The sequence below is a fragment of the Paenibacillus sp. S28 genome (genome assembly GCF_016624415.1).
GTDB lineage: Bacteria > Bacillota > Bacilli > Paenibacillales > Paenibacillaceae > Paenibacillus_AQ > Paenibacillus_AQ favisporus.
The window spans coordinates 604940-629474 of the sequence record NZ_JACVTM010000001.1; the positions used below are offsets into that span (position 1 = coordinate 604940).

At 52.8% G+C, this 24535-nt stretch carries 22 protein-coding genes; 19 read left to right on the forward strand and 3 right to left on the reverse strand.

Features of this window, described 5'->3' with window-relative positions:
* Nucleotides 1-44: 44 nt before the first annotated feature.
* Nucleotides 45-2486 carry an S-layer homology domain-containing protein gene (locus IAE55_RS02655; protein ID WP_200630845.1) on the reverse strand — a complete coding sequence of 814 codons (2442 nt, stop codon included), beginning with the start codon at nt 2484-2486 and terminating at the stop codon, nt 45-47.
* Between the two features lie 287 nt (nt 2487-2773).
* Between IAE55_RS02655 and IAE55_RS02660 the strand changes: the two genes are divergently transcribed.
* From IAE55_RS02660 to IAE55_RS02680, 5 genes are all read left to right on the forward strand, one after another.
* Nucleotides 2774-3760: a phosphotransferase enzyme family protein gene (locus IAE55_RS02660; protein WP_200630846.1), complete on the forward strand. Its 987-nt coding sequence runs from the start codon at nt 2774-2776 to the stop codon at nt 3758-3760.
* Between the two features lie 193 nt (nt 3761-3953).
* The gene (locus tag IAE55_RS02665) at nt 3954-4631 is read left to right on the forward strand and encodes a response regulator transcription factor (RefSeq protein WP_200630847.1); all 678 of its coding nucleotides are present in this window, start codon (nt 3954-3956) and stop codon (nt 4629-4631) included.
* Nucleotides 4628-6004, forward strand: coding sequence for a sensor histidine kinase (locus IAE55_RS02670; protein ID WP_200630848.1), 1377 nt, complete (start codon nt 4628-4630; stop codon nt 6002-6004). Before IAE55_RS02665 ends, IAE55_RS02670 begins: the two co-directional genes overlap by 4 nt.
* Nucleotides 6005-6070: 66 nt before the next feature.
* Nucleotides 6071-7195, forward strand: a complete 1125-nt coding sequence (locus IAE55_RS02675) for an ABC transporter permease (RefSeq protein WP_200630849.1) — start codon at nt 6071-6073, stop codon at nt 7193-7195.
* Nucleotides 7192-7875: an ABC transporter ATP-binding protein gene (locus IAE55_RS02680; RefSeq protein ID WP_200630850.1), complete on the forward strand. Its 684-nt coding sequence runs from the start codon at nt 7192-7194 to the stop codon at nt 7873-7875. Before IAE55_RS02675 ends, IAE55_RS02680 begins: the two co-directional genes overlap by 4 nt.
* A 141-nt stretch (nt 7876-8016) precedes the next feature.
* Here the strand turns inward: IAE55_RS02680 and IAE55_RS02685 are convergent, their stop codons facing one another.
* Complete coding sequence (locus IAE55_RS02685) at nt 8017-9501, reverse strand: sulfatase (RefSeq protein ID WP_200630851.1); 1485 nt, start codon at nt 9499-9501, stop codon at nt 8017-8019.
* A gap of 146 nt (nt 9502-9647) precedes the next feature.
* Here IAE55_RS02685 and IAE55_RS02690 point away from each other — a divergent pair, with 146 nt between their 5' ends.
* Nucleotides 9648-10535 (forward strand): AraC family transcriptional regulator, encoded by an 888-nt coding sequence (locus tag IAE55_RS02690; protein WP_200630852.1) that lies wholly within the window; start codon nt 9648-9650, stop codon nt 10533-10535.
* A gap of 95 nt (nt 10536-10630) precedes the next feature.
* Nucleotides 10631-12430: an oligoendopeptidase F gene (gene pepF / locus IAE55_RS02695; protein ID WP_200630853.1), complete on the forward strand. Its 1800-nt coding sequence runs from the start codon at nt 10631-10633 to the stop codon at nt 12428-12430.
* A 123-nt stretch (nt 12431-12553) separates the two neighbouring features.
* On the opposite strand, the gene IAE55_RS02700 is transcribed toward pepF, so the two are convergent.
* A complete protein-coding gene (locus tag IAE55_RS02700) occupies nt 12554-13531 on the reverse strand; it encodes an MBL fold metallo-hydrolase (protein ID WP_200630854.1) in 978 nt (325 codons plus the stop codon).
* 180 nt (nt 13532-13711) lie between these two features.
* Between IAE55_RS02700 and IAE55_RS02705 the strand changes: the two genes are divergently transcribed.
* The 12 genes from IAE55_RS02705 to IAE55_RS02760 all read left to right on the forward strand — a co-directional run bounded on the left by IAE55_RS02705 (nt 13712) and on the right by IAE55_RS02760 (nt 24528).
* Complete coding sequence (locus IAE55_RS02705) at nt 13712-14122, forward strand: PaaI family thioesterase (protein ID WP_105443060.1); 411 nt, start codon at nt 13712-13714, stop codon at nt 14120-14122.
* Between the two features lie 38 nt (nt 14123-14160).
* Nucleotides 14161-15723: a class I adenylate-forming enzyme family protein gene (locus IAE55_RS02710; RefSeq protein WP_200630855.1), complete on the forward strand. Its 1563-nt coding sequence runs from the start codon at nt 14161-14163 to the stop codon at nt 15721-15723.
* The gene (locus IAE55_RS02715; protein ID WP_116230587.1) at nt 15720-16700 is read left to right on the forward strand and encodes a zinc-binding dehydrogenase; all 981 of its coding nucleotides are present in this window, start codon (nt 15720-15722) and stop codon (nt 16698-16700) included. Before IAE55_RS02710 ends, IAE55_RS02715 begins: the two co-directional genes overlap by 4 nt.
* Before the next feature lie 22 nt (nt 16701-16722).
* A complete protein-coding gene (locus IAE55_RS02720; RefSeq protein WP_145157314.1) occupies nt 16723-17550 on the forward strand; it encodes a VOC family protein in 828 nt (275 codons plus the stop codon).
* 36 nt (nt 17551-17586) lie between these two features.
* Nucleotides 17587-18384, forward strand: a complete 798-nt coding sequence (locus tag IAE55_RS02725) for an ABC transporter permease (RefSeq protein WP_145157315.1) — start codon at nt 17587-17589, stop codon at nt 18382-18384.
* A 37-nt stretch (nt 18385-18421) separates the two neighbouring features.
* Entirely contained in the window at nt 18422-19561 is a 1140-nt protein-coding gene (locus IAE55_RS02730; protein ID WP_145157316.1) for an ABC transporter substrate-binding protein, read from the forward strand.
* Nucleotides 19562-19589: 28 nt separating this feature from the next.
* Nucleotides 19590-20369, forward strand: coding sequence for an ABC transporter ATP-binding protein (locus IAE55_RS02735; protein ID WP_145157317.1), 780 nt, complete (start codon nt 19590-19592; stop codon nt 20367-20369).
* A gap of 44 nt (nt 20370-20413) precedes the next feature.
* Nucleotides 20414-21106 (forward strand): SDR family oxidoreductase, encoded by a 693-nt coding sequence (locus tag IAE55_RS02740; protein WP_200630856.1) that lies wholly within the window; start codon nt 20414-20416, stop codon nt 21104-21106.
* A gap of 139 nt (nt 21107-21245) precedes the next feature.
* Nucleotides 21246-21701, forward strand: a complete 456-nt coding sequence (locus tag IAE55_RS02745) for a MarR family winged helix-turn-helix transcriptional regulator (protein ID WP_145157319.1) — start codon at nt 21246-21248, stop codon at nt 21699-21701.
* Nucleotides 21702-21742: 41 nt separating this feature from the next.
* Nucleotides 21743-22915 carry an amidohydrolase gene (locus IAE55_RS02750; RefSeq protein ID WP_145157320.1) on the forward strand — a complete coding sequence of 391 codons (1173 nt, stop codon included), beginning with the start codon at nt 21743-21745 and terminating at the stop codon, nt 22913-22915.
* A 189-nt stretch (nt 22916-23104) separates the two neighbouring features.
* Nucleotides 23105-23782 (forward strand): ABC transporter ATP-binding protein, encoded by a 678-nt coding sequence (locus IAE55_RS02755; protein WP_145157321.1) that lies wholly within the window; start codon nt 23105-23107, stop codon nt 23780-23782.
* Nucleotides 23773-24528 carry an ABC transporter permease gene (locus tag IAE55_RS02760; protein ID WP_105443050.1) on the forward strand — a complete coding sequence of 252 codons (756 nt, stop codon included), beginning with the start codon at nt 23773-23775 and terminating at the stop codon, nt 24526-24528. Before IAE55_RS02755 ends, IAE55_RS02760 begins: the two co-directional genes overlap by 10 nt.
* Nucleotides 24529-24535 lie beyond the last annotated feature (7 nt).

The following is a 24535-nucleotide window of genomic DNA, read 5'->3' on the forward strand; positions in this document are numbered from 1 at the left end:
TTATCGGCTAGCCGGCAATCATGTTTGCAGGCATCATGTATCCGTTATTTGGAGCTTTGCTGCAGCAGTGAACGGAGCTCTGCATCGGTTCCTAACAGCCGAAGAATCATCGTGACGGCTTCGGCCCGGGTCACGGGTTCATTTGGGGCAAAACGGGACTCATCTCTGCCTTCGAGAAGTCCGGCTGCTGCGGCATGCCCGATGATATCCTTAGCCCAATATGAATCGGTAATATCCGTAAAATGGCGCGCTTCACCGGTGGCCAGTTCAGATAAATCCGCCAGATTGGCCATCATTTGAGCCATTTCGGCCCGGGTCAGGCTGCGCTCGGCTTGGAAAAGCCCGCCAGCATTGCCCTTGACAATTCCATTGGAAGCCAGAATGCCTATGGACTCAGCCGCCCAATGATCATGCATATCCCTGAAGGTAACGACCTCATTCCCTTGCCGAAGCGCGAAAGCTCTGACAAGCAGTTCACTGATTTCCGCCCGGCTAATCGGAAGGTCCGGCTTGAAGCTTCCGTTACCATATCCGTTGACCAATCCAAGCCGGGAAGCCACCGCGATGTCTTTTGCCGCCCAATGCGTGTATGTATCGGCAAATCTCTCCGGATGGTTCATCGCCAAGGCGTGGCGGAACGAAGCAGCAATATCCTCTGCCCGGATAAACTTCCGGAACGAAGGTTCCGGCATTTCCAGTATTGGCGTAGGAGTTGGAGTCAGTGTAGGCGTCGGTACAGTGGCCGGACTTGGTGCAGATGGTGTATCTGCCGGTTGGGAAGGGTTAGAAACGACCGGCTTGGCTGCGACTTTTAAATTCAGTGATTCGCTCTTGCCCCCATAGACTGCCTTGATCACAGTCGTGCCCGCACTCTTACCGGTTATTTCGCCGTTGGTAACCTCGGCAACCGCTGGATCAGCGGCGCTCCATACTGCTGACTTCGTAACGTCGATTTCAGTCTGATTCGAATACAGAGCTTTCAACAAGACCGATGAACTCTGGCCAACCTCCACATTTAAGCTGCTTGCACTGACACTCAAGCGTGTCAAGCCCTGAACCGTTATGCCTTTATTGGCTTGATTGCTTTCATCGTTGCCGTCGCTTACTACAAAGCGGATGGTTCGATCTGATGGCTCCGGTGCATTTTCGGAGCTAACGTATGCTACACTTCTTAAGGCCAACTCCCACTCAGAAACAGTGGCTGTTCCATTTTCTGATGTCAGGGTCAACATACCAGAAACGGGATCGAAGCGGCCGCTGATGTTGCCCATCGTCGCTCCATCGTTGGTGAACTGGAGCTCTTCCTTACCGGCATGATACGGGCTTACGATAGACACGCGACCGGAAGCCAAAGTCTGATCATCGGGATCTGTGACAGATAGTAGGGGATCGACGGGTATGGTCCCGGCGGTATACGAAGACGAACCCGCACTAGTTGTCACAACGGGCGGCTCGTTGGCTCCAGGAGCGGACACTTTTACCGTCTTGGTGGCGGAGTTGCTGCTTGTGATTCCGTCGCTCACCGTGAACGAAATGGTTCTTATGCTTGTATACGGACCTGTGGATGTATTGGAGTAAGTCACCGCTCGCAGCGCTTGCTGCCACTGGACAATCGTAGCCGATGCTCCGGATGATATCAGAGTTAATGTCCCTGTCGCTGTATTATAGCTCCCTGTAATGTTACCCATAGTCGAGCCGTCGTTTATAAAGGCAAGGATATCCTGATTTGAAAAAAAGTTTCCCGTAATCGAGACCGTGGCTGATGACATCGTCCTGTTATCCAGGTCTGACAGGGTAAGGCCGGAATCGATCGCTACTGCAGTCCCGTTAAAGGTTGAGGTGCCGCCCGTGGTCGTCAACATCGGCGTCTGGTTGACCGCTGTCACCGTCACCGTTTTGTCTGCGGGATTGCTTGTGGCGGTCCCGTCATTCACCATAAACGTGATGATGCGATTCACCGTGTTGGGGGTGATGGCCGTATTCGAGTATGTAACTGCTCGCAGGGCTTGCTGCCACTGGGTAATCGTAGCTGATGCTCCGGAAGAGGTCAGAGTCAATGTTCCGTTAATTGAATCGTAGCTTCCGAGGATATTGCCATATTGGGTCGCACTGTTATTCACAAACCCAAGCAGGTCCTCGCCGGATTGCAGCCCGGATGTAATTCGAACTTGAGCCGAGGACAAAGTGGGGGTATCAGAATTCATGATGGAGAAATTCGAATCTACGGAGACGGGGGTCGCAGTTGTATTATTCCCTGCTCTAAAGCTGGTTGTTCCGTCACTGGTGGCAATTTGCGGCTGTGTGCTGGCATTCGTCATTTGGTTGGTGGTTGGGGATGAATCATCAGCCGCACCTCCTTCGTTAACGATTACAGCAGGTTGAGGGTCGTCCGCAGCGGATGCGGATTCGGGGAGAACGGAAGCTGTTACCATTTGGAATGCCCAGATCAGGGTAATGATTGCCGCGTACTTCGAGCGGTTGTTCATAAAATTCCTCCTATTTGCGTCATGAAATAAGTCGTGCTGTCTCTTTATAGATTGTACTAAAGATAAGCATCGAGCCTTCAGTTAGCCGCCTGTAAACTTCATTTCGATAGTTCATTCTATTTAGTTATAGAATATATCGGAATTCGCAATGCTGGAGAGTATAGTTCGAAAAAAATAGGGCTCGCACACTCGCAGGGACTACGGATAACAATCTATAAGTTCAGCTGGACATATGGTAGTCTTTTGGTATTAGAGAGCATTCATCCCAATTCAACGAGGTACAATCCATGACAAACGAAGATTTGGAGCGGTTGGCACAAAGGTTTGGCATCAAGGGAGCATCATTCGATTTTCTCCGGCATAATGAAAATAAAACATACAAGGTAGACGCGGGCGACTGCCGCAAATTTGTATTGCGAATCCATCAGCCTTTCCAAGAGGGAATGACCGGTAAGCAGCACACCTATGAAGGACTGCTGGGTGAACTGCATATGCTGGAGGAGCTATCCCATAACAGCGGCCTTAGTGTCCAGACCCCGATCCGTAATTCGGAAGGGAGCTTGATCACCGTGATGGAGCATAATGGACGTCAGCTGAATTGCACCATGCTCTCATGGTTAGAGGGGAGGGACCTCAATAAAACGGATGTCAGCCACCCCGAACTGGTACGTAGACTCGGCAGCCAAATCGGCGAGCTGCATACTTTTTTTCGCGGATACTATCACAAAACGCTGGAGAATCGGCCCAGCCAGGGGATGGCTTACAATCAATGGGTGGCCGAAACGGTCCGGAAAGGACTCAGCCTAGGCCTGTTTACAGCATCCGATGTCGACATCATTGATGAAACCTTACGGGAAATCAACAAGCTTTTAGCTGCATCAGCTGAGACTCCGTCCGGCCGGTTAGCGCTCATCCATGGAGATCTGGGATTAGGCAACGTAATTATTTCACCCGAAGGGATCATGAGCTTTATCGATTATGGTTTTTTCGGAGAAGGCTACGAGCTGCTGGACGTGGCGATGGGGGCCATCATGGTGCCGCCCGAACACAGGGACGTGCTGCTGGATGGGTATTATGAAGTGATAGGACGCAGTATAAGCACAGGTGATAGGATCCTGCTGGAGGGCTTTGCGCTCGTGGCAATCATCGGGTATTATGCATTTCAAATGCCGAATGAAGCTGTTCATGGGTGGATGCGGGAGAGGATGCCGCGCTTGTGCGCAGAATATTGCAAGCCGTTCCTGCAGGGTGAGCGGATCTTTTCCAAAGTGTAAGCTGTGAGCGGAAGCAGGAAGCCCAATGGGGCTTCTCTTTTTGTTGTTTAAGCCTGTTTTTTAGATGCAGACAGACCGGGGAACAATGGGAACTAATCGGAGAGAAAAGTTTTGTATTGTTTTGTTCATATGCCGTTCATCTCCTTTTGATATATTGATCGTTACGAATGTTGTATGAAGTGGGGGAGTTTCGATGAGACAACTGCTGATTGTGGACGATGACAGTCATATCCGCGAATTGCTGAGGTTCGTCATGACGAGAGAGGGCTATCAAGTCTATGAAGCCGAGAACGGTATGGAAGCAGCCAAAATGATGGACAGGCATGACATGGACCTCGCCGTCGTGGATATCATGATGCCATATATGGACGGGTACGAGCTGTGCGAATATATTCGAGAAAATTACGATATTCCCATCATCATGCTGACAGCAAAGGACCAGCTAACCGACAAGGAAGAAGCTTACTCACGGGGAACAGATGATTACCTGACCAAGCCGTTTGAACCGGAGGAACTGGTATTTCGCATCAAGGCACTGTTCCGCCGCTATCAGCGCACCTCAAGTGATACGCTTTATTTGAACCGAATTGTGATCGACCGGAACAACGTGGAAGTGACTGATGGCCAGAGCGTCTTTTTGCTGCCGATGAAGGAATTTGAGCTGCTCTCGCAGCTTGCCCAATATCCGGGGAGGCTGTTTTCGCGGGACGAGCTGATCCGTCTGGTATGGGGAGCCGATTACGAGGGGGATGACCGAACGGTTGATGTCCATATCAAGCGGCTTCGTCAGCGGTTTGCGGACTATACGGACGATTTCTCCATTCAAACGGTAAGGGGCATCGGGTACAAATTAGAGGTGCCCAAACGATGAAATCGCTGTACTCGCGTGTGTTTCTTATCACCCTCATTGTGATTGTTGTCAGCAGCACGCTCGGTTTTTTGGCTTCCAATATGTATTATCATGTCAAACTCAAACCGTTCAACGACGAGAAGCTCGTCGGAATCGCCAGCCAAATGAAACGGTTTTTGGAGAATGAGCCTGCGGATGTCGATGCCTACCTGCAGAATGCGGCAGCGCTTGGATATCAGATTTATTTGACGGACGGGGACAAGGATGACCGCTATTATGGCCGCAGTTTTCGCAAAATGGATTTGGGCGAAAGCACCATTTCGGACGTTCTGCAGGGAGACATCTATCATGGGGTAGCTCAATTCCCGAACAAGCCTTTTATCTCAGGGTTCTTCGATAACCGGTTAAGCAATACGGTCGGGATACCCGTCGCGGCAGGCGGCCGTCAATTCGCTTTGTTTATGCATCCTGACGTCATTTTGCAATTTGGGGAGCTGCGGATTTTTTTCGCTTTGGTCGGAATCTTAACGGTCGCTATCAGCGTTGTCTTGTTTCTGATCAGCACACGCTATCTCGTTAAGCCGGTGACCCGGTTGTCGGAGGCAACGAAGCGTATCGCGCAGGGGAATTACAATATCGTGCTGCCGACCAAACGGAGGGACGAAATCGGCAGGCTCGCCGAGCATTTTATGGTCATGAGCGGGGAGCTGGAGCGTACGGACGCGGCCAGACAGCAGTTTGTGTCCAACGTCTCGCACGAAATCCAGTCGCCGCTGACGTCGATTCAGGGGTTTGCCAAACTGCTTGGCGGGTCCCGTCTATCTTCAGAGGAATCTGCGCACTATGCATCTATAATCGAACAGGAAAGCCGCCATCTTTCGATGCTCAGCAAGCAGCTGCTCCTGCTTTCATCCCTGGAACAGGGACAGGTTGCAGTTAACCGGAAAACATTTTCCCTGCGGGATCAGGTTCGTCAGGCGGTTCAGATGCTCCAGTGGCGTATCGAGGAGAAAGAGCTTCTGCTGAAAATATCTATACCCGAATCCATAACGTTAACCGGTGACGACGTGCTGCTCATACAGGTGTGGATGAACCTGATCGGAAACGCTGCCCAGCATATTCCTGCCGGGAGGACCATTACCGTTCATGCCGAACAAACGCATGCCGAAATCAAGGTGGAAATCCGGGATACGGGCGACGGCATTGCCGCAGAGCATTTGCCCTTCTTATTCGACCGTTTCTATCGCGCAGATCGGGCTCATGAACGGGGTTCCGGAAGCACAGGCCTTGGACTGGCCATTGTCAAAAGAATTGTGCAGCTTCACGAAGGCCACATCGAGGTAACCAGTTCACCCGAAGGAACCAGCTTTACCGTTACGCTGCCTGCGTTGTAATTTACCATTCATGCGCCGTTCACATTCGCTTCCTATACTGGACTCATTCCAAAGGAGGGAAGCAGGATGTATTTGGCTTTACGGGAAATCAGATTCGCCAAGGCCCGGTATACGTTGATTGCAGCCATTATGCTGCTGATTTCGTTTCTCGTGCTGTTCGTCACAGGTCTGGCCCAGGGCCTGGCCTATGATAATGCAGCCTCGATCCAAAATATGCCCGCCACCCATTTCGTGCTGGAGCAAGGATCCGATCATCGTTTTACCCGATCACAAATCAGTGGGGAGAAGCTCAAACAGACCCGGTCCGTCGTAGGCGAATCGAATGCGGAACCGCTGGGGGTGCAAATGACGAGCGTCGTTCTTTCCGGTGGCATTCAAAAAATCGACGTTGCGCTGTTAGCCGTTAATCCTAAAGGATGGCTGGCACCGGATCTAACCATGGGGGCTGCGGAGAAACAGGAAACAGGCGGTGTCGTCGTGGATGAGAAGCTGGCGGAGCACGGCGTCAGATTAGGTTCCATCCTGGTCGATCAAGCTTCGGGAACCCGGTGGACCGTAACCGGTTTTGTCAAAAATGAGTCCTTCAGCCACGCTCCAGCCGTGTTCTTGAGCAAGGAGGAGTGGATGGGACTTCATTCGCCTTCTTCTGCGCAATCAGGGTCCAGCAGAGCCGAAGGGCAGGCCGCATATAACGCGGTTGCGGTTAAAGCAACGGAGGGGCAGGTCTCTAAGCTTCAAAGTGCGGTTCCGAACACAGAGATCATTAAGAAGGCGGATGCTGTGTCGGCGATTCCCGGATACAAAGAGGAGCAGGGCTCGCTTCTGATGATGATTGCGTTCCTGTTTGTTATCTCGGCGTTCGTGCTGGCTGTCTTCTTTTACGTCATCACGATTCAAAAAACGAGCCAATTCGGCATCCTCAAAGCGATTGGCACGCGCACTTCGTATCTGGCCGGAAGCGTGACGCTTCAAGTACTGCTCTTATCCGTATTCAGCTTGGCGGTCAGCATTTTTCTGATCAAAGTGTTGGAAATGGCGCTTCCCGGGACGATGCCGTTTCAGTTAGGGGTGGACATGCTCGCGCTTACCTGCGCTGCGTTTATCGCGATGTCCTTGGCCGGCTCGCTGTTTTCGGTGTGGAAGGTAGCCCGCATCGAAGCATTGGACGCAATAGGGAGGGCAGCAGCATGAACAATCGTTTGGAAATGCACGACATCACACGCACTTTTGCAGACGGTGGATTTCAGCGGACGATCCTGGACCGTCTCAACTTGAAGGTAGCGGAAGGGGAACTGGTCGCCGTCATGGGACCGTCGGGCTCCGGTAAGAGCACATTTTTGTCGATCGCTGGGGCGCTGCTGGAGCCAACCGGAGGAGATGTTTTGATAGACGGCAAGTCCATCATTGGCCAGGACAAACAAGCCCTTTCAGAGCTTCGCCTGCGGAAGATGGGTTTTATTTTTCAGAACGCCAATCTGATACCGTATCTCAAGGTGGAGGAGCAGCTGATGCTCGTGGCTAAGCTGGCGGGGAGCAGCAAGGAGGTTTGCACTCAGAGGGCGGACGAACTACTTCAGAGAATGGGGCTGACGCATCGGAAAAATGCTTATCCGCATAAGCTTTCCGGGGGTGAACGGCAGCGGGTGGCGATCGCCAGGGCGCTGATGAATGACCCCGCCGTATTGTTCGCCGATGAGCCGACAGCAAGCCTGGATGCTCCGCGAGGGTTGGAAGTTGTCGCCATGATTGCGAAGCAGGTCAAGGAGCAGCGGAAAAGCGCGGTGATGGTTACGCATGACGACAGGGTGCTCCCATATTGCGACCGGGTATTTTATCTGGATAAAGGCAAGCTGACGGAGCATCCGGTGTGACATTCGATAAACAAGGTAAAATATACGATATGCGCCTGGGATCTACCCGAACAGCGGCGAAGGTCTACAGTGAACAAACGGCAATCCCCAACACGGTTTGTGAGGAGATTGCCGTTCTTTTTATGAGGTTTTTGTAAAGTATCACTGCGCCTTACGTCTGTATCCCTCCAAACCGAGCCGAACGTATTGCTCTTCCGGCGCATCGTGGGCAGTCATCAGTTCCAGCATGTACCCGGTCAATTTCTGCTCGATGTCCTCATCCCGGAACGGATGCTTCTGCCCGGGATCCTTCTCCATATCGAACAGCATCGTGCCGAATCCATGGTAACGTTTCAAAGATTCCGAGGGAATTTTCATCTGGGACACGCCTTTGGTAAATGCAAACGGAGGCGCCAGCTCGATGTTTTGCAGCTCCTCGACCGAAAAGCGTGTGCGCATATGCGTTGGCATGAGGGTGTAGTTGTAGAGCGGTCCATTCTCTGGGCCTGCTGGCGCACGCATGTACACGTACTGTCCGTCCGTACAGTTTACATGGCCCCCATGCAAGCCGAATAACGCGGTCTTGCGCACCGGCGTATCCAGCGCAATGGTGTCTCGGAGGGGACGCCCGGTCATATCCCCAGGGATTTCAACATCAAAAAACTCCAGCAGGGTTGGCGCTAAATCGATCGTCTGCACCAGGCTTTGTCTACGCTCCCCCTGAACGCCCGAGCGCGGATCCCAAATATAGAGCGGTGTATGGGCCACCTCGTTGTAGAAAGGCTGAATGCATTTGGCCCACCAATCATGCTCGCCCAGCAGAAATCCGTGATCCGTGTTCACGATCAGCATCGTATCCTGCCACATGGTGTTCTGATCCATCAAGTCGAGCACCTGACCGAGGTAGTGATCGCACATCGACAGCAGGGCGGCATATTCATACCGCAAATGCTCCACTTCTTCCGGGGACTGCCGGACTTCTTCATACGGCGGCCAGTCGAAATGCTTGCCTTCATATGCATGAGGGTACAGTTTTCGAAACCGTTCCGGCGCCCGGAAAGGCTCATGGGGGTCAAAGGTCTCGAGCTGCAGAAACCAGCGGTCCTGATCCGCATTCGCCCGGATAAATTCCAAACCCGCCTCAAAGGTTAAGGCTTGCGGATAACGTTCTTCTTCTTTGGCAAACTCGCGGTTGATCCAGTCCTGGCGGAACATGCCCGTCAGCGGACGGTCAACGGCTTGCGGGGGGATGACCGGGTCCTTCAGCCGGCCTTTCCAGGCGTCGCCTTCCTGACCGCGGATGAACTCGTAGGTCGTATAGCGGCTGTGGTACGTCGCCCCGCCATCCTCCCAATAATGCTGATGATCCGTGACCAGATGCGTATGTACACCTTCGTTTTTCAAAATCTCCGGCATGGAATCGTCGTAAGGCTCAAGCGGCCCCCAGCTCCGATGCAGGAAATTGTAGCGCCCGGTATGCAGCTCCCGGCGTGCAGGCACGCATGGCATGCTGCCGACAAAGCTGCGGTCAAAAACCGCCGTCCGCTCTTCCAATCGGCGAAAGTTGGGGAGATGCGTCCAATCGCAGCCATAGGAAGGAAGCATGCGCCGGTTTAACGTATCAAACATGACCATAATGGCCTTCATTCCATCATCCCTTTCTTGGATCAGGTCCTCTATCATAGATCTATGTTAAAATAAACGGAAGATTATCCAGTAGAAAAGAACGATGATTTTCTCATAAAAAACGAACAACATGGCAATGTCATACCGAACCCGAGGTGGCTGTTGAAATGTTCCCTGATCCGATTGGAATCGTACATGAACCCTACAAAGTGGTACTGCAGTCTGCGTTTGAATGGATCCGCAGCCCGGAATGGAACGCTCCGGGGTACCGCAACCCCGGCGTTACGCTGTGGTATATTCTGTCCGGACGCCGCAGGCTGCTCGCCGGATCACAAGTCTATGACTTGCAGCCGGGAGAAGTGGTCCTGATTCCGCCGAACACCACTTTTATGACGGAAGGAGGGGAGGGGGAAGGAGGAGCGATCCATTATTTGTCAGCCAGTGTGTCGGTATACATGTATGGGATCAAGTGGTCCGAATTGTACGGGCTGCCTCCCCGCTTCCGGATTCAAAATAATGAGGATGGGCAAAGGCTTAAGGACAGCTGGTACAATCTCGTTCGTGCCTGGCAGCCGCATGATTCGGAGAAGGCCTCCAGCAGAGGAGACGGTATGCTATCCATCTCCCAAGCCGCAAGGCAACTGCAGGCACAGGCAGTCTGCCTGAACTGGTTTGCCGAAATGATCCGCGTTCTGGAGCCGCACCTGATGACCCCGGAACCGGTCGTCGACGAGAGGGTGCGCGAAGTTTGCGCTTTTATTCAAAGGTCGTATGCAGCTCCCATTAGACTTGGAGATTTGGCCAAGGTTGCCAATACGAGCGAGGGCCATCTGCGGCTTCTGTTCCGCACACATTTAATAGTGTCTCCTTACCAATATTTGCTGCAGGTAAGAATCGGGAAAGCGCAGGAACTGCTGCTTGCCACAAACAGGCCGCTTGCCGAAATCGCCGTTGAAGTCGGGTTCGAGGAGTACAGCCACTTCCTCGCCACCTTCCGCAAAATCGTCGGCATGTCCCCTTCACACTACCGGAAGGACAATTCGTTGTATCAATAAAACGCTTACCGTTACCGTATCCATCTATGATACAATGGAGCATATTGGTATTTATACAATGGTCAATTCAAGTACATGGGAGAGGGGCTTTGCATATGTCGAAAATTTTAACACGGGCTGAAGTGCCGGTGGAAACCACCTGGAACCTGGATGATATTTTTCCGTCTAAAGAAGCATGGGAACAAGAATTAAATGATATTCAGCGGGATATCGGCACGGTGACGAAATATGAAGGCGAACTAAGTCAAGGCGCTGACACTTTGCTGGCCTGCCTGCAGGCCCAGGAAGAGCTTTCCGGCAGAATGAGCCGGGCAGGAGCGTACGCTTACCTGCATCAGTCCGGCGACAGCATCAATCCGGAGAATCAGACGAACGCTTCGAAAGCGCGTGACCTTGCGTCGCAAGTCAGCTCGGCGTTGTCTTTTATCAAATCCGAAATCATTGCGCTTCCGGACGGTACGATTGACCAGTACATAGCAGATCAGCCTGAACTGCGGGAATTCGAGCGCAGCCTTCGCCTGCTCCTGCAAACGAAGCCCCACCGCTTGACGGCGGAAACGGAGAAGGTGCTGGCCTCGCTGGGCGAGGTATTGGATGCCCCTTACCGGATTTATGAACGGAGCAAGTTGGCCGATATGACCTTCAAGCAGGCGGTGAACGGCCAAGGAGAAGAAGTACCGGTCTCGTTTGCCCTGTACGAGAATAAGTACTGCGAATCGCCTGATACGAAACTGCGCCGCAACTCGTTTAAAGCGTTCAGCGACACGCTGCACAAATACCGGAATACGTTTGCCGAGGCATACGGCACCGAAGTCAAGCGGCAGGTCATTGAATCCCGTCTGCGCGGTTACGAGTCCGTGACCGATATGCTTCTGCAGCCGCAGCAGGTCACCAAGGAGATGTACAACAACGTCCTGGATATTTTGCAGGAGGAGCTAGCGCCGCATATGCGCAGATATGCCGCCCTGAAGAAAAAGGTGCTCCAGTTGGATGAGATGACGTTTGCCGACCTGAAAGCGCCGCTCGATCCCGATTACAACCCGGAAATATCTTTTCAGGAAGCCGGAGAACTGATCAAGGAGGCTTTGGCTATCCTCGGACCGGAGTACGGGGAAATCGTATCGGATGCCTTCCGCAACCGCTGGGTGGATTATGCGGACAACGCCGGCAAACGCACGGGGGCTTTCTGCTCGTCGATTCCGGGCGTACACTCGTATATTCTGATCAGCTGGTCCGACAGCATGCGCGGGGCGTTTACGCTCGCTCACGAAGTAGGGCATGCCGGCCATTTGATGCTCGCAGCGAAATACCAGCGGCTGACGAATGCCCGTCCGTCCCTGTATTTTATCGAGGCACCGTCAACGATGAACGAGCTCTTGCTGGCGGATCATCTTCTGGCGCGGTCCAGTGAACCTAGAATGCGCCGCTGGGTGATTTCGCAGCTGCTCGGTACGTACTTCCATAACTTTGTGACGCATTTACTGGAAGGCGAGCTCCAGCGTAGAGTTTACGATCTGGCCATGAAGAATGTGCCGATCACTGCGGTAACCTTGTGCGAGCTGAAAGGCGATATCCTGTCATCGTTCTGGGGAGCGGACGTGGTCATCGACGAAGAAGCCAAGTTAACCTGGATGCGCCAGCCGCATTATTATATGAGCTTGTATCCTTACACCTATGCAGCCGGCCTCTCTGCATCCACTGCCGTCGCCAAGCTGATCCGGGAGGAAGGACAGCCTGCGGTGGACCGCTGGCTCGAAGTGTTAAAAGCCGGTGGCTCTATGAGCCCACTGGAACTGATGAAGCTGGCTGGCGTGGACATGTCTCAGCCCGATCCGATCCGCAGTGCGGCCGCTTATGTCGGTTCCCTGATCGATGAGCTTGAAAGTTTGTATTGATTTTATTCATGAAAGAGACGAAGGTCCGGATTTACCGGACCTTTCTTTTTTTAGATTAATGATTGTTTGACGATCGTACTACTATTGCTGGATGTGTGGAATAACGGCCATGTGAAGCTAATATTATACATTTTCAAAAACAGAATACTTTCCCCCGGACTCTTGCACCCGCAAGAGTTTTTGTCGTTCCAGGTAACGTACGTGTGCTGCGGTTTCCCCAAGCGCAAACCGTGCGCTGTCCTTGTCAAAAACTTTGGAGAACAGCCTCATGCTAATGTCATATATCGTAGTACCAGCGCTTCCAGCTTCATGTACAATGCCCAGGACATGATCGAGCCGCTCCTTATGGTGGGCGATCACCGAATCAAAATAGTCCGTCTGCGGCTGAAACACCGGTCCGTGTCCGGGCAGAACGGTGCGAACCATCCGTCTTTGCAGCGCGTTCAATGTCTCGAAATATGACTCAAGCGGATTCCCCTCATCCTCTTCGAACTGATATGTGATGTTGGGCGTAATTTTCTGCAGCAGCAGATCCCCGCCAACCAGCGCCTGCCTCTCCGCATTCCAAAACCCCACGCTGCCCTCGGCATGACCGCCGCCAAGTACGATTTCATACAGCTCCCCGGCGAGCACGATCGAGTCACCTTCGAGCAGGTTTACCCTTGTACCCGTAATTGGGGAAATTTGATGGAGCAGCCGTGAATCCAGCTCAGCTACATCCTGAGCAAGCGTCTCCGGCATGCCGCTTTTCAAATAAAAATGGAGATTTCGCTCCGACTGCTCTTGTCTATAATAGTGCTCCGCCAAGGCATAAGTCTCACTACTTGCATTCACTTCGGCTCCCGTCCAGCGCTGCATCTTACCGGCAAACCCATAATGGTCAGGATGGAAATGCGTGATGTAAATATTGCGGATATCAGAGGGCTTTACATTGAGCTGATGCAGCGTCTGCACCCATGATTTCTCGGTAACTAAGGTGTCCAGCCCGGGATCGATGACGCTCCAAAAAGACCCGTCCTGAACGAGATAGCTGTTCACATGATTGAGTCGAAAGGGAAGCGGGATGCGAATCTGATAGATTTGCTTCAGCGGCGTCTCCATGAATTGATCTCCTCTTTGTCGAAGTTTAGTGAGAACTATAGATCAATGTCGAGCCCTGCGTCAATGACATATAGATTTTATTTGATTTTATATAGAAAAGTTCAATTAGACATTTAATTCCTACCGGTTTAGTATGAATAAAAATGTTTCATAGGCAAACAAAAAGGAGGTGAACCTCAAATGGCCGCCGTTTTAACTCGAGAAGAAATTGAGCCGGTTCTGACCGGTACGAAGTTTCATCAATTTTTGGGCATCCGGCTCGAAGAAGTGAACGAGCAGTCCGTTACGATCCGGCTGCCCTATAACGAGCTCTTTTATACCTCTGCCGACGGATATATCCACGGGGGGATTCTTGCCACTGTCATCGACATCGCCGGATATTTTGCCGTGTTCAGTCAGCTGAATCAGCCGGTTCCGACGGTCGATCTCAAAATCGACTACTTGCGTCCCGGCAGGGCGGGGGATCTGCTGTTTACCGCTTCCGTAGTCAAGCTGGGGAGGAGCGTCAGCATCGCCGACATCGTGGCAGCCGATACATCCGGTAAAGCCGTTGCGATCGGAAGAGGATTGTTTAGCTCAAAACAGGAGTAAGAAGCCAACAATATTCAGAATACAAAGGTGGAGCAGCGATGAACTCTTACAATTTTGCAGAAATCATTCGTTCCTCGGCAGCCCGCGCTCCTTTAAGTCCTGCGATCATTGCCCAAGGGAGAACGATAAACTACGGTGAGCTTCAGAGCCGTACAAACCAAGCGGGCAATTTGTTTGCCGGACTTGGTGTTGAGCCCGGAGACCGGGTGGCCGTGCTATTCATCAATGACTTCAGGTTTTTGGAAATCTGCTTCGGACTGATGACAATAGGAGCGGTTCCGGTGCCGATGAATTCGAAGCTGGGCGCAGATACGCTTGCTTATATATACAAGGATAGCGGCAGCCGCTTGCTGGTCTACCACTCATCTATGGGGGACAAGGCAAAGATCATTCATCAGGAGGCAGATGTCGCGGCAAGCGTCATCTGCACGACGGAATCACATCCGGACGATCTCGGGCTGAATTCATTGGTGTATGATGAAATACTATCGTCACAGGATACCCAGTTGGACCTGTATCCGACCCGCGGAGGCGATCTGTGCCTGCTTCCGTACACTTCCGGATCTACGGGAAATCCCAAAGGATGCCGCCTCACTCACAGCGGTCAGTTGTGGAACGTCAAGGCGATTGCCGAAATCCGCGACTTGCAGCAGGAAGACCGGATCGTGATATCCCTGCCTCTTTATCACAAAAATGCCATGCTGTCCATGAAGGCGGTGTTTTATTCCGGGTCATCTGCCGTTATCCTTCCGGCGCCTGAGCCTGCGGCTATTTTTCATGCGATCGGGACGCATCGGGCCACTTATATTTCCGGCGTTCCAGCCCTGTACCGCATGCTTGTGACTCACCTGAAAGAGTCACCCGCTTCTTATGATCTCAGCTCACTGAAGTATGCGATATGCGGGTCGTCCGATACGCCGGTTGAACTCCTGGAGGACATCAAGCAGTGGATGGGTATCGAGGTGTATGAAGGTTACGGCCTTACCGAAGGAGGACCGGTTGTGCTGGAGTCGCGTAAAGGCCTGCACAAGCCGGGATCAGCCGGCTTTCCGCTGCCGGGATGTTCGATTCGGGTCGTGAATGCAACAGAAGCAGATGTCCCGGAAGGAACGATTGGCGAATTGTGGGTGAGTAACCCCGGTGTAGCGGACGGCTATTGGAATCTGCCGGACGTGACGCGCAAACGGATCACCTCAGACGGCTGGCTCAAAACAGGAGATATGGCGTGGCAGGACGATGAGGGTTATGTCTACATTGTTGGACGCAAGGACGACATGATCAACGTAGGCGGCGAGAACGTCTATCCGAAGGAAGTCGAAAACATCCTGCTCCAGCATCCGCATGTCGAGGATGCCTGTGTTCTTCCGATCCCTCACGAACTCAAGGGGGAAGTGCCGGTAGCATTTGTCGTGTTGAATCATCACACCGATCGTGAGGAAATCAAGCGGTTCTTCATCGAGCGGGGACCGGCCTATGCGCATCCTCGCGAGATTTACGAATTGGACGCTTTTCCGCTGACCGGTCCGGGGAAAGTGGATCGGACGCGGCTCAAACAAATGTTGGCCGAACAATTACAAAAAGGAGTGGGCAAATCGATATGAAAGCAGCGCTGATTCTTGAACATGGAGATCGAAACAATGTAGTGGTGGGGGATTATCCGAAACCGGAAGCTGGTCATGGAGAAGTTCTGGTCAAAGTTAAGGCGGTATCCCTGAACCATTTGGATATTTTCGTTAGGAGAGGGATTCCTGGAAGAAAACTGGACCTGCCCCATATTTCGGGCGGAGACGTCGCCGGCGTCGTCGAAGAGATCGGATCCGGGGTCACGAACGTTAATCCCGGTGACCGGGTCCTGATCGATCCGCATATCCCGGGCAAAGGGGCACTCGGTGAGGATACGACGGGTGGACTGGCGGAATACGTAAAGGTTCCGGCAATCAATTTGATTCCTCTTCCGGAAGACATCTCCTTTGACGAGGCGGCTGCACTGCCGATCGCCTATGGAACGGCCTGGCGGATGCTGATTACGCAGGGCAGGCTTCAGGCCAACGAAACGATTGTCATCTTGGGGGCTAGCGGCGGCGTAGGGAATGCCGCGGTGCTGATCGCCAAGCTGGCAGGGGCACGCATTATTGCGGCAGCCGGATCGGACAGCAAGGCGGAGAAGCTGAAAGAGCTTGGAGCGGATCATGTAATCAATTACAGCAAAACCGATTTTTCCAAGGAAGTATGGGCTTTGACGGACAAGCAAGGCGCGGATATTGTAGTGGACTATACCGGCAAAGCCACCTGGCCGCAGAGCATCAAAGCGACACGCAAAGGAGGACGGATTCTGACCTGCGGAGCGACGACGGGATTCGAGGCCGTTACGGACCTCCGGTACGTATGGGTCCGCGAGATTTCGATCATCGGCTCCAACGGCTGGGGAGAGGGAGATCTGCATACGCTGCTGGATTTGGTAAGCCGTAAAAAACTGAAGCCGGTCATCGACCGCGTACTGCCGCTGGAAGATATCAGGGAAGCGCACCGCTTGATTGAAGAACGGGAATTTTTCGGCAAGATCATCATTCATCCTTAAACAAGCCAAGGAGGAGCGAACCATGGGAGTCCAATTAACGTTTGATCATGCCGTACATTTTGTGAATAAACCTGAGCAAGCGCCGGAAGAACTAGCAGGGCAGGGGATTCATACGGTGAACGGCGGGAGGCACGAATTGGTAGGAACGTACAACGCACTGACGTATTTTGATCTTCGCTATATCGAATGGATCGGCATTTTTGACCCGAAGCTGCTGCCTCCCCACCAGGATACCCAGCGTTACGGGCTCGTGGATACGCTGGCAGGTGACGGTTATGTCGAAGGGCTCAGCCGGATCGCGCTGCGGACGGAGCAAATTGATGATTTGGCGGAGCAGCTGGCCGCCGAGGGTAATCAGGTGATCGGCCCTGTGGATTGTTCCCGCAGAAGGCCGGACGGGAAACTGCTGGAATGGAAGCTGTTGTTCGCAGGATTGCCTGACGAAGGACTGCCGCTGCCATTCTTCATCCAATGGAATGATTCTGATGAAGACAGAAGGGCTGAACTGACGGCAAACGGCACCATTACGGATCATGCCCGGGGTCCCATGACTCTGGATTATGTGGCGTTTACGGTTCGCGACTTGGGAAAGACGGTCAGCCGTTGGGCGAAATGGCTCCACTTAGAGGCCGGAGAAGCCGTCTATGATGACTATTGGAAGGGCAAGAAACAAGTCATTGATCTGGGTTCGTTCCAACTGGTATTTCTGGAGCCCGATCAAGAGGGACCCGCTAGGGAGTACTTGCAATCAAGGGGAGAACGTCCGTTTCTAGTCGGACTGAACAGCGGTCAGGAAGGCTCACCAGAGGAGTACGTCAACATTCACGGTTCTTTCTATCATTTGAAGTAGTCGTAGGGGACGCCTGAAGGAAAGGAGAGGCATCGCATGGCGTTACGTACCAAAAAAGACACTAAAGCGAAAAACCTATGGATCCGATTCGTGCAAATTGCATTTATTGCCGCACTGCTGGCGGGCATGCAGCTGGCGGTGTCCAAGGAATGGGTGAGCCGAGTATTCTTGGCTTCCCCGTCCCAGATAGTACAGGAGTTTGTATATATGCTCAAAGAAAACACACTTTGGCCGCATTTGTCCGTATCCCTCCAAGAGGTTGCGGTAGGATACCTCTTTTCGGCGGTGGCGGGCATCGGGCTTGGGGTGCTGTTCGTTTCATTCCCGTTATTGGAAAAGCTGATCGACCCGCTGATGGCGGCGATCATGGCCATTCCAAAGACGGCTATCATGCCGCTTCTCATTGTATGGTTCGGCATCGGCTTCAAGAGCAAGGTCGTCCTGGTCATTCTTTTCTGTTTTTTTAACATTTTGTATAACACCGTAACGGGTTCCAAGCAGACCCGAACGGAGCATTTGAAGCTGGCAAAAGTGTTTAGGGCGAGCCGGGCGCAAACGGTATTCAAGGTTTTGCTGCCTTCTGCGCTTCCTTCCATTTTCAACGGGCTGCGTGTGACGGCGGCGACGGCGATCACCGGTGTTGTATTTGCCGAGATGGCTGCGGCCAAGAACGGGCTTGGTTTCCTGCTGAATGAGTCCCAGGCTGTGCTGAATACGCCAAGATTGTATTTAGTCATCATTGTAGTGACGGTGTTATCCGTTCTGTTCGTCGGGCTGATCAACCTGATCGAGAGATTGGTATGCCGCCGGTGGATGCCGAGCCGCGTCGCCTGATTAAGATTTTTACATTAAATAAGGGGGGAAGAGTCACATGTACTCAAATCAATGGTTAAGCAAAACAATTAGCGGAGTTATCTCATTTTCCCTGGTTTTCACGCTCGCCGCTTGCGGCTCGTCATCCAAGGATGCTCCCGCTTCCTCCAGCACCACTGGTTCTGCCGAAGCTGGAAGCGGCACGGAGGCAGCTTCAAGTACACTGGACACTACAACTGTGGATATCGCTTCAGGGGTTCCGCCATGGAAAGGGCGGGATAACAAGGAAGTCACCCTTACGGCCGGTTTTTCCAAAGGGATGACCGGAATTGCCAATCAGTTTGCCATTGACAAAGACTGGTATGAGGATGCCGGCATTCATTTAAACTTTGTCGATACGATTAACCCGGTTGCGGCTTTCGGAGCCGGAGAAGTCGACATCGCCGACGGGGATCCCGGAACCTATATCCCTGCCATTGTGAACGGGGTGAAAATTAAAGTCGTCAGCAATATGTGGAGAAGCCGCGGGGCTTATTGGATTATCGCCAAGCCCGAAATCAAGTCGTTCACCGACTTGAAAGGCAAAAAAATTGGTTCTGCGCAGCCGATCGGCGGCATGCCGCTCACCTTGATGGAGGTGCTCTCGCAGAACGGCATCGATCCGAAAAAGGATGTTCAGCTTGTGCCGAACGGCGTGTATCAATCCGCCTACGCGACGTTTGAATCGGGCGAAGTCGATGCCACGATTATTCACCAGCCGTTCGCAACGATGGCGGAGCAAGCCGGCAAGGGGAATGTGCTGGCCAAGACTTGGGAGTTTATGCCGAAATACCAAACCGGCGTGTTGGTGGCCAGCGAGAAGCTGATCAAGGAGCAGCCAGAAGTAGTCGAACGCGTGCTCGAAGTGTATTTCTATGCCAACGAATACGCCAAGACGCATCTGGATGAATTTCTGCCTTGGGCAGCCAAGTATTTGAACCTAGATGAGAAGACGGCACGTACAGCAATCGAATCGGAAATCGTCCTCTGGGAGAATGACCCGATCGTCGATAAAAACCGCCTGCAAGTGACCGAGGATCTGCTGAATCAATACGGCATGCAGCGGGACAAAATCTCGGTCGACGGCACATTCGACAACACGTTTGCGGAGCGCGTCGCCAAAAGGCTGAAGCTGGGGAAATACAAGACGAACAATTAAATGGAGAAGCGGGAAAGGGGCTGATGTCATGCCGACAATCGAGCTTCGGCATATTACCAAGGAATACGAAAATATCGATGAAGAGCAAACCTATGCGCTGCACGACATTAACCTGACGGTGCAGGACGGGGAATTTGTGTGCGTGCTTGGTCCAAGCGGTTGCGGAAAAAGCACGCTCCTGGAAATTACTGCGGGTCTGCTTTCCCAGACGAGCGGAGAAGTGCTGCTGGATCAGGTTCTGCAAGCCGGAACCAGCCGCGACATCGGCGTCGTGTTTCAGGATTCCGCGTTGTTCCCTTGGCGGAGCATCCGCCGCAATATCGAATTCGGCTTGGAGATTGCCGGCGTCAGCCGCGAGGAGCGGCGCGCCAAAGTTCAAAAGACGATCGAGCTTGTAGGCTTGGCGGGTTTCGAGGACAAGTATCCACATCAGCTCTCCGGGGGCATGAGGCAGCGCGCCGGGCTTGCCCGGACGCTGGTTGCCGATCCGCGGGTCATCCTTATGGACGAGCCTTTCAGCGCGGTGGACCATTTAACGCGGTTGACCTTGCAGGACGAAATGATACGTATTTGGGAGAAAGAGAAGAAGACGATCTTTTTTATTACGCATGACGTGGCTGAAGCCGTCTATTTGGCGACAAGGATTGTCCTCCTCAGTCCGCGTCCCGGCCGCATCCAGCAAATCTTCGACGTTCCGTTCGAACGGCCTCGTAACCGGAACGATATGGAACTCTTGAGTATCGTGGAAAAGATTTATATGGCAATCAACAACCCGGTCCAGAGCGATGACACCGAATATTTTATATAACCGAATCAATGGGACTAAGGACCGGATGATATGGGGGGATTTCGATGAGAGTCATCATTACGGGGGGCAGCCGTGGGATCGGACTTGCGATTGCCAGGCAGCTGTCCATCTCCGGTCATGAACTGCTGCTGGTGGGGCGGAACGGGGAATCATTGGCCGAAGCGCGAACCGCGCTTGGTGGGAATGTACTGGTTTTCACGGCAGACCAGACGAGCGAGGAAACACCGGATCGGCTCATTATATATATGAAGGAACATCAATTCCAACCGGATGTTCTCATCTTGAACGCTGCCGCTTTCTTCGATGACACCCGTTCCGTTACAGAGCCAAAGGGTGAAGAGCTGGAGCGCATCCTTCTGGCCAATGTCGTATCCAACTACAATTGGGTGCGAACTTTGCTTCCGCTGATCCGCCAAGGTGAATACCCACGCATTCTGGTCATCGGGTCGACGGCCGGACTGCGGGCGGATACCTCGCTGTACGGCATTTCCAAAGCGGCGCTCCGAAATTACGCGCTCGGTCTGCGGGAGGAGCTGAAGCCTGCCGGAGTCGGTGTAACGCTGATCCATCCCGGCGGTACCTTTACAGAGCGGCGCGTTTCCAATGAGCGAACAGCCCCGGACCGACTGCTGGAAGGCAGCGACATCGGTTTGCTGGTTGCAGCCATCTTGTCTTTAAGCCCGCAGGCGGTCGTCGAAGAGCTAACGGTCCGACCGATGCTGGGTGACACTTTTTAGTTGATATTAGCTGGCATTGGAAAAGGTTCATTTCATGATTTCACGATGGGTCCATGCGTTTGATTGACGGATTTTGGAAGAACGGATAAGATGAGGTGAATGTTTCTGAAGAACACAACAATTTAGAGGAGCGTTTGTATTGGATCAGTTTCATATTCAAGTGGACCTGGCCTTGGGACGGATGTTTGAAATTTATAATCTCCTGAATAAAAAACCAAAAGAATATGTGTCCGGCATGCTGCTGTATTATTCGGAAATCCATATGATTGAAGCCATTGGAAGGCATTGGGACTCCAATCTGACGGAGCTTGCCAGCATATTGAACATCACCAAGGGAAGCGCCTCCAAGACGATCGCCAAATTGGTCACAAAGGGACTCATCTGCAAGTTCCAGCGGGAGGATAACAAGAAAGAGGTCCATTTCCGGCTGACGGAGCTTGGACAGCTTGCGTTCGAAGGCCATTACCGGTATCACGAGTCCCGAAGCTCGGATATCGACCGGGACTTCGACAGTTATTCCCCGGACGAGCAGAAGCTGATATTGCACTTTATTGAGCGTTATACCGAAGAATTAAGCCGGTACCTTGAAGAATGACAATGTATACTACATCATCGGAGTTAGAAGGAGGAATTCGCATGGCCAATCCCGGTTTAACGAATACCGGTTCCACTGCGAAGCTGCAGGAACGCTTGGTGGACATCCGCCGCAATCTGCATCTGGAACCCGAATTATCCAATGAAGAGTTCGAAACGACGCGTAAAATCAAAGCTTGGCTGAAGGAAGCCGATATTGAAATTCTGGATTTACCCAACCTGAAGACGGGGGTCATCGCCCAAATCGGGACCGGCAGGGAACCGATCATGGCCCTGCGGGCGGATATCGACGCGCTGCCGATCGATGAAGAGACGGACGTTCCGTTCCGATCCAAGTTTGCAGGAAAAATGCATGCTTGCGGCCACGATTTTCATACAACCGTCGCCTTGGGAGCCGCCTGTCTGTTGAAGGAAAAGGAGCAAGAGCTTCAAGGATCCGTACGTATCATTTTCCAGCCGGCCGAAGAGACTGGACACGGAGCTAAAGACGTGGTGGACTCCGGTGGGTTGGAAGGCGTATCGGCGATCTTCGGCCTTCACAATTCGCCGGAGCTTGCGGTAGGAGAACTGGGTACATGCGAAGGCGCCATCACTGCCGGCGTTGACCGGTTCGAAATCGTCATTAACGGAATCGGTGCCCATGCGGCAACGCCTGAGAAAGGGACCGATGCGATCGTCGCCGCCTCCCAAATCATCCTGGCTCTGCAAACGATCACCAGCCGCCGGGTTAGCGCACTCGATGCCGTCGTGGTCAGCGTCACCCGAATCTCCGGTGGGAACACATGGAACGTCCTTCCTGGGACAGTGGAGCTCGAAGGAACGGTAAGGACGCTCGATGTGGAGGTACAGAAACGGATTCCGGACACGATCCGGCAAATTATTGACGGGATCGGAGCATCGGCGGGGGTGTCAGCCGAGCTGAAATGGTATCCCGGACCGCTAGCCACGATCAACGACGCATACTGGGCCAAGTTTGCCAGCGATGCGGCGGAGGAATCCGGCTATGTCACTAAAGTGCTTGGACCAAGCATGGGAGGAGAGGATTTCTCATACTATCTCCAGCACATTCCCGGCGCATTTGTGTACGTAGGGTCGAACTCGCCCTATGCGCTGCATCATCCGAAGTTTAATCCGGAAGAGGACGCGCTGCTCCCGGCAGCGGAATATTACAGCCATCTGGCGGTACGCTGCCTCAACGAATTGAATACTCGATAAGCCGCGAGCTTCGCGGCTTTTTTATTTCCCGGTTTGTACCATTTGCTTCTGCATGCTCGATATGCTCACGACAACTAGGCAAATGTGTGAAGACCGATCGATCCTTAAGCCATGACAATTCCTGCCCTAATGTTTAAAATGGATGGTAATCGTTCGATAGTATGCCACATACAGAGGAGACATATATGAATGGTCGATAGCATCTTGTCATTTACGAATGTAAGCAAAACGATATCCTCGTTCTCTAATCGAATCATTTTTTCGCAAATCGCCGGCACCGTCCCCGCAGGGGAGAAAATTGTATTCGTCGGGCCATCCGGCCAAGGCAAAAGCACCCTGCTGCGCATTCTTGGCCTGCTCGATGAAGCGGACAGCGGGGAAATGCTTCTGCTCGGAAAGCCGCTGCACGAGTGGAATCCGCAAGCCTGGCGGATGAACGTCTGCTACGTCAGTCAAACGCCGGTCATGCTTGAAGGTTCCATCGAGGATAATCTGCGTACCGTGAGCAGGCTGCATCATACAGAATATGATCCAGCCTATGCGGCTCATTTGATGTCAAGCGTTGGGCTTGGAGATATGGGCTTGTCCAAAGAAGCTTCCACCCTTTCGGGCGGTGAAAAGCAGCGGGTGGCTCTAGTGCGGTCCTTATTGCTGCGTCCCAAGCTTCTGCTGCTGGATGAGATCACTTCCTCGCTCGACGATGTCAGTAAATATGCGGTTGAGCGTTTGATTACGGACATCAATCGGCAGGAGGGAACGGGCTACGTCTGGATTTCCCATGATCGAGACCAGGCAGCACGGATCGGGGATAGGGTATGGTCGCTCTCCAATGGGACTTTGTCGGAGGGAGGGATATCATGTCTTTGATCGCGCTGGCTTCGACGCTTGTATTTATTGCGGTATCCGTCGGCATATCCATATGGCAAAAGCTTGGCCTCGAGCGAGATATTCTATATGGAACGATTCGCTCCGCGATACAGCTGCTCGCTGTCGGGTTTGTTCTTCAATACATATTTGGCACCCACCATTTCCTGCTCGTTGCCTTAATCCTGGTCGTTATGATTGCGGTAGCTACCTGGAATGCAGGCAAGCGTGGAAAAGGATTGAAGCGCATCTATCTGTACGTTGGTTTAACCATTACGATCACGGAAGTGGTTACGATGGGGTTGCTGCTCGCTCTAAGCATTGTCCCGCTCACAGCGCGTTATGTTATCCCTATCAGCGGCATGACCATCGGCAACGCCATGGTCGTGTCCAGTTTGTTTCTGAACCAAATGAAGCGGGAAGCGGTGACCTCGAGGGGAGAAGTCGAAACGCTGCTGTCTCTCGGCGCGAGCCCGCGGCAGGCCATCCATCGCATGCTGAACCGCTCGGCGCGTTCCAGCATGATCCCGACGATCGACGGGATGAAGACCGTCGGACTCGTCCAACTGCCCGGCATGATGACGGGCATGATCGTGGCCGGAGCCAGTCCGCTGGAGGCAGTCCGTTATCAAATTTTGATCATGTTTGCGTTCGCTTCGTCGGCAGCGCTCACCAGCATTTTGCTGGCCCTGATGAGCTATCGGCTGTGGTTCGGTAAGCTGGGCCAATTTATGCGTGTGGACTCGTAATAAATAA

Excerpts from the sequence above, each read along its gene's own strand:
- IAE55_RS02655 (WP_200630845.1), bottom strand. The coding sequence starts at position 2,486 with ATGAACAACCGCTCGAAGTACGCGGCAATCATTACCCTGATCTGGGCA.
- IAE55_RS02660 (WP_200630846.1), top strand. The coding sequence starts at position 2,774 with ATGACAAACGAAGATTTGGAGCGGTTGGCACAAAGGTTTGGCATCAAG.
- IAE55_RS02665 (WP_200630847.1), top strand. The coding sequence starts at position 3,954 with ATGAGACAACTGCTGATTGTGGACGATGACAGTCATATCCGCGAATTG.
- IAE55_RS02670 (WP_200630848.1), top strand. The coding sequence starts at position 4,628 with ATGAAATCGCTGTACTCGCGTGTGTTTCTTATCACCCTCATTGTGATT.
- IAE55_RS02675 (WP_200630849.1), top strand. The coding sequence starts at position 6,071 with ATGTATTTGGCTTTACGGGAAATCAGATTCGCCAAGGCCCGGTATACG.
- IAE55_RS02680 (WP_200630850.1), top strand. The coding sequence starts at position 7,192 with ATGAACAATCGTTTGGAAATGCACGACATCACACGCACTTTTGCAGAC.
- IAE55_RS02685 (WP_200630851.1), bottom strand. The coding sequence starts at position 9,501 with ATGAAGGCCATTATGGTCATGTTTGATACGTTAAACCGGCGCATGCTT.
- IAE55_RS02690 (WP_200630852.1), top strand. The coding sequence starts at position 9,648 with ATGTTCCCTGATCCGATTGGAATCGTACATGAACCCTACAAAGTGGTA.
- pepF (WP_200630853.1), top strand. The coding sequence starts at position 10,631 with ATGTCGAAAATTTTAACACGGGCTGAAGTGCCGGTGGAAACCACCTGG.
- IAE55_RS02700 (WP_200630854.1), bottom strand. The coding sequence starts at position 13,531 with ATGGAGACGCCGCTGAAGCAAATCTATCAGATTCGCATCCCGCTTCCC.
- IAE55_RS02705 (WP_105443060.1), top strand. The coding sequence starts at position 13,712 with ATGGCCGCCGTTTTAACTCGAGAAGAAATTGAGCCGGTTCTGACCGGT.
- IAE55_RS02710 (WP_200630855.1), top strand. The coding sequence starts at position 14,161 with ATGAACTCTTACAATTTTGCAGAAATCATTCGTTCCTCGGCAGCCCGC.
- IAE55_RS02715 (WP_116230587.1), top strand. The coding sequence starts at position 15,720 with ATGAAAGCAGCGCTGATTCTTGAACATGGAGATCGAAACAATGTAGTG.
- IAE55_RS02720 (WP_145157314.1), top strand. The coding sequence starts at position 16,723 with ATGGGAGTCCAATTAACGTTTGATCATGCCGTACATTTTGTGAATAAA.
- IAE55_RS02725 (WP_145157315.1), top strand. The coding sequence starts at position 17,587 with ATGGCGTTACGTACCAAAAAAGACACTAAAGCGAAAAACCTATGGATC.
- IAE55_RS02730 (WP_145157316.1), top strand. The coding sequence starts at position 18,422 with ATGTACTCAAATCAATGGTTAAGCAAAACAATTAGCGGAGTTATCTCA.
- IAE55_RS02735 (WP_145157317.1), top strand. The coding sequence starts at position 19,590 with ATGCCGACAATCGAGCTTCGGCATATTACCAAGGAATACGAAAATATC.
- IAE55_RS02740 (WP_200630856.1), top strand. The coding sequence starts at position 20,414 with ATGAGAGTCATCATTACGGGGGGCAGCCGTGGGATCGGACTTGCGATT.
- IAE55_RS02750 (WP_145157320.1), top strand. The coding sequence starts at position 21,743 with ATGGCCAATCCCGGTTTAACGAATACCGGTTCCACTGCGAAGCTGCAG.
- IAE55_RS02755 (WP_145157321.1), top strand. The coding sequence starts at position 23,105 with ATGGTCGATAGCATCTTGTCATTTACGAATGTAAGCAAAACGATATCC.
- IAE55_RS02760 (WP_105443050.1), top strand. The coding sequence starts at position 23,773 with ATGTCTTTGATCGCGCTGGCTTCGACGCTTGTATTTATTGCGGTATCC.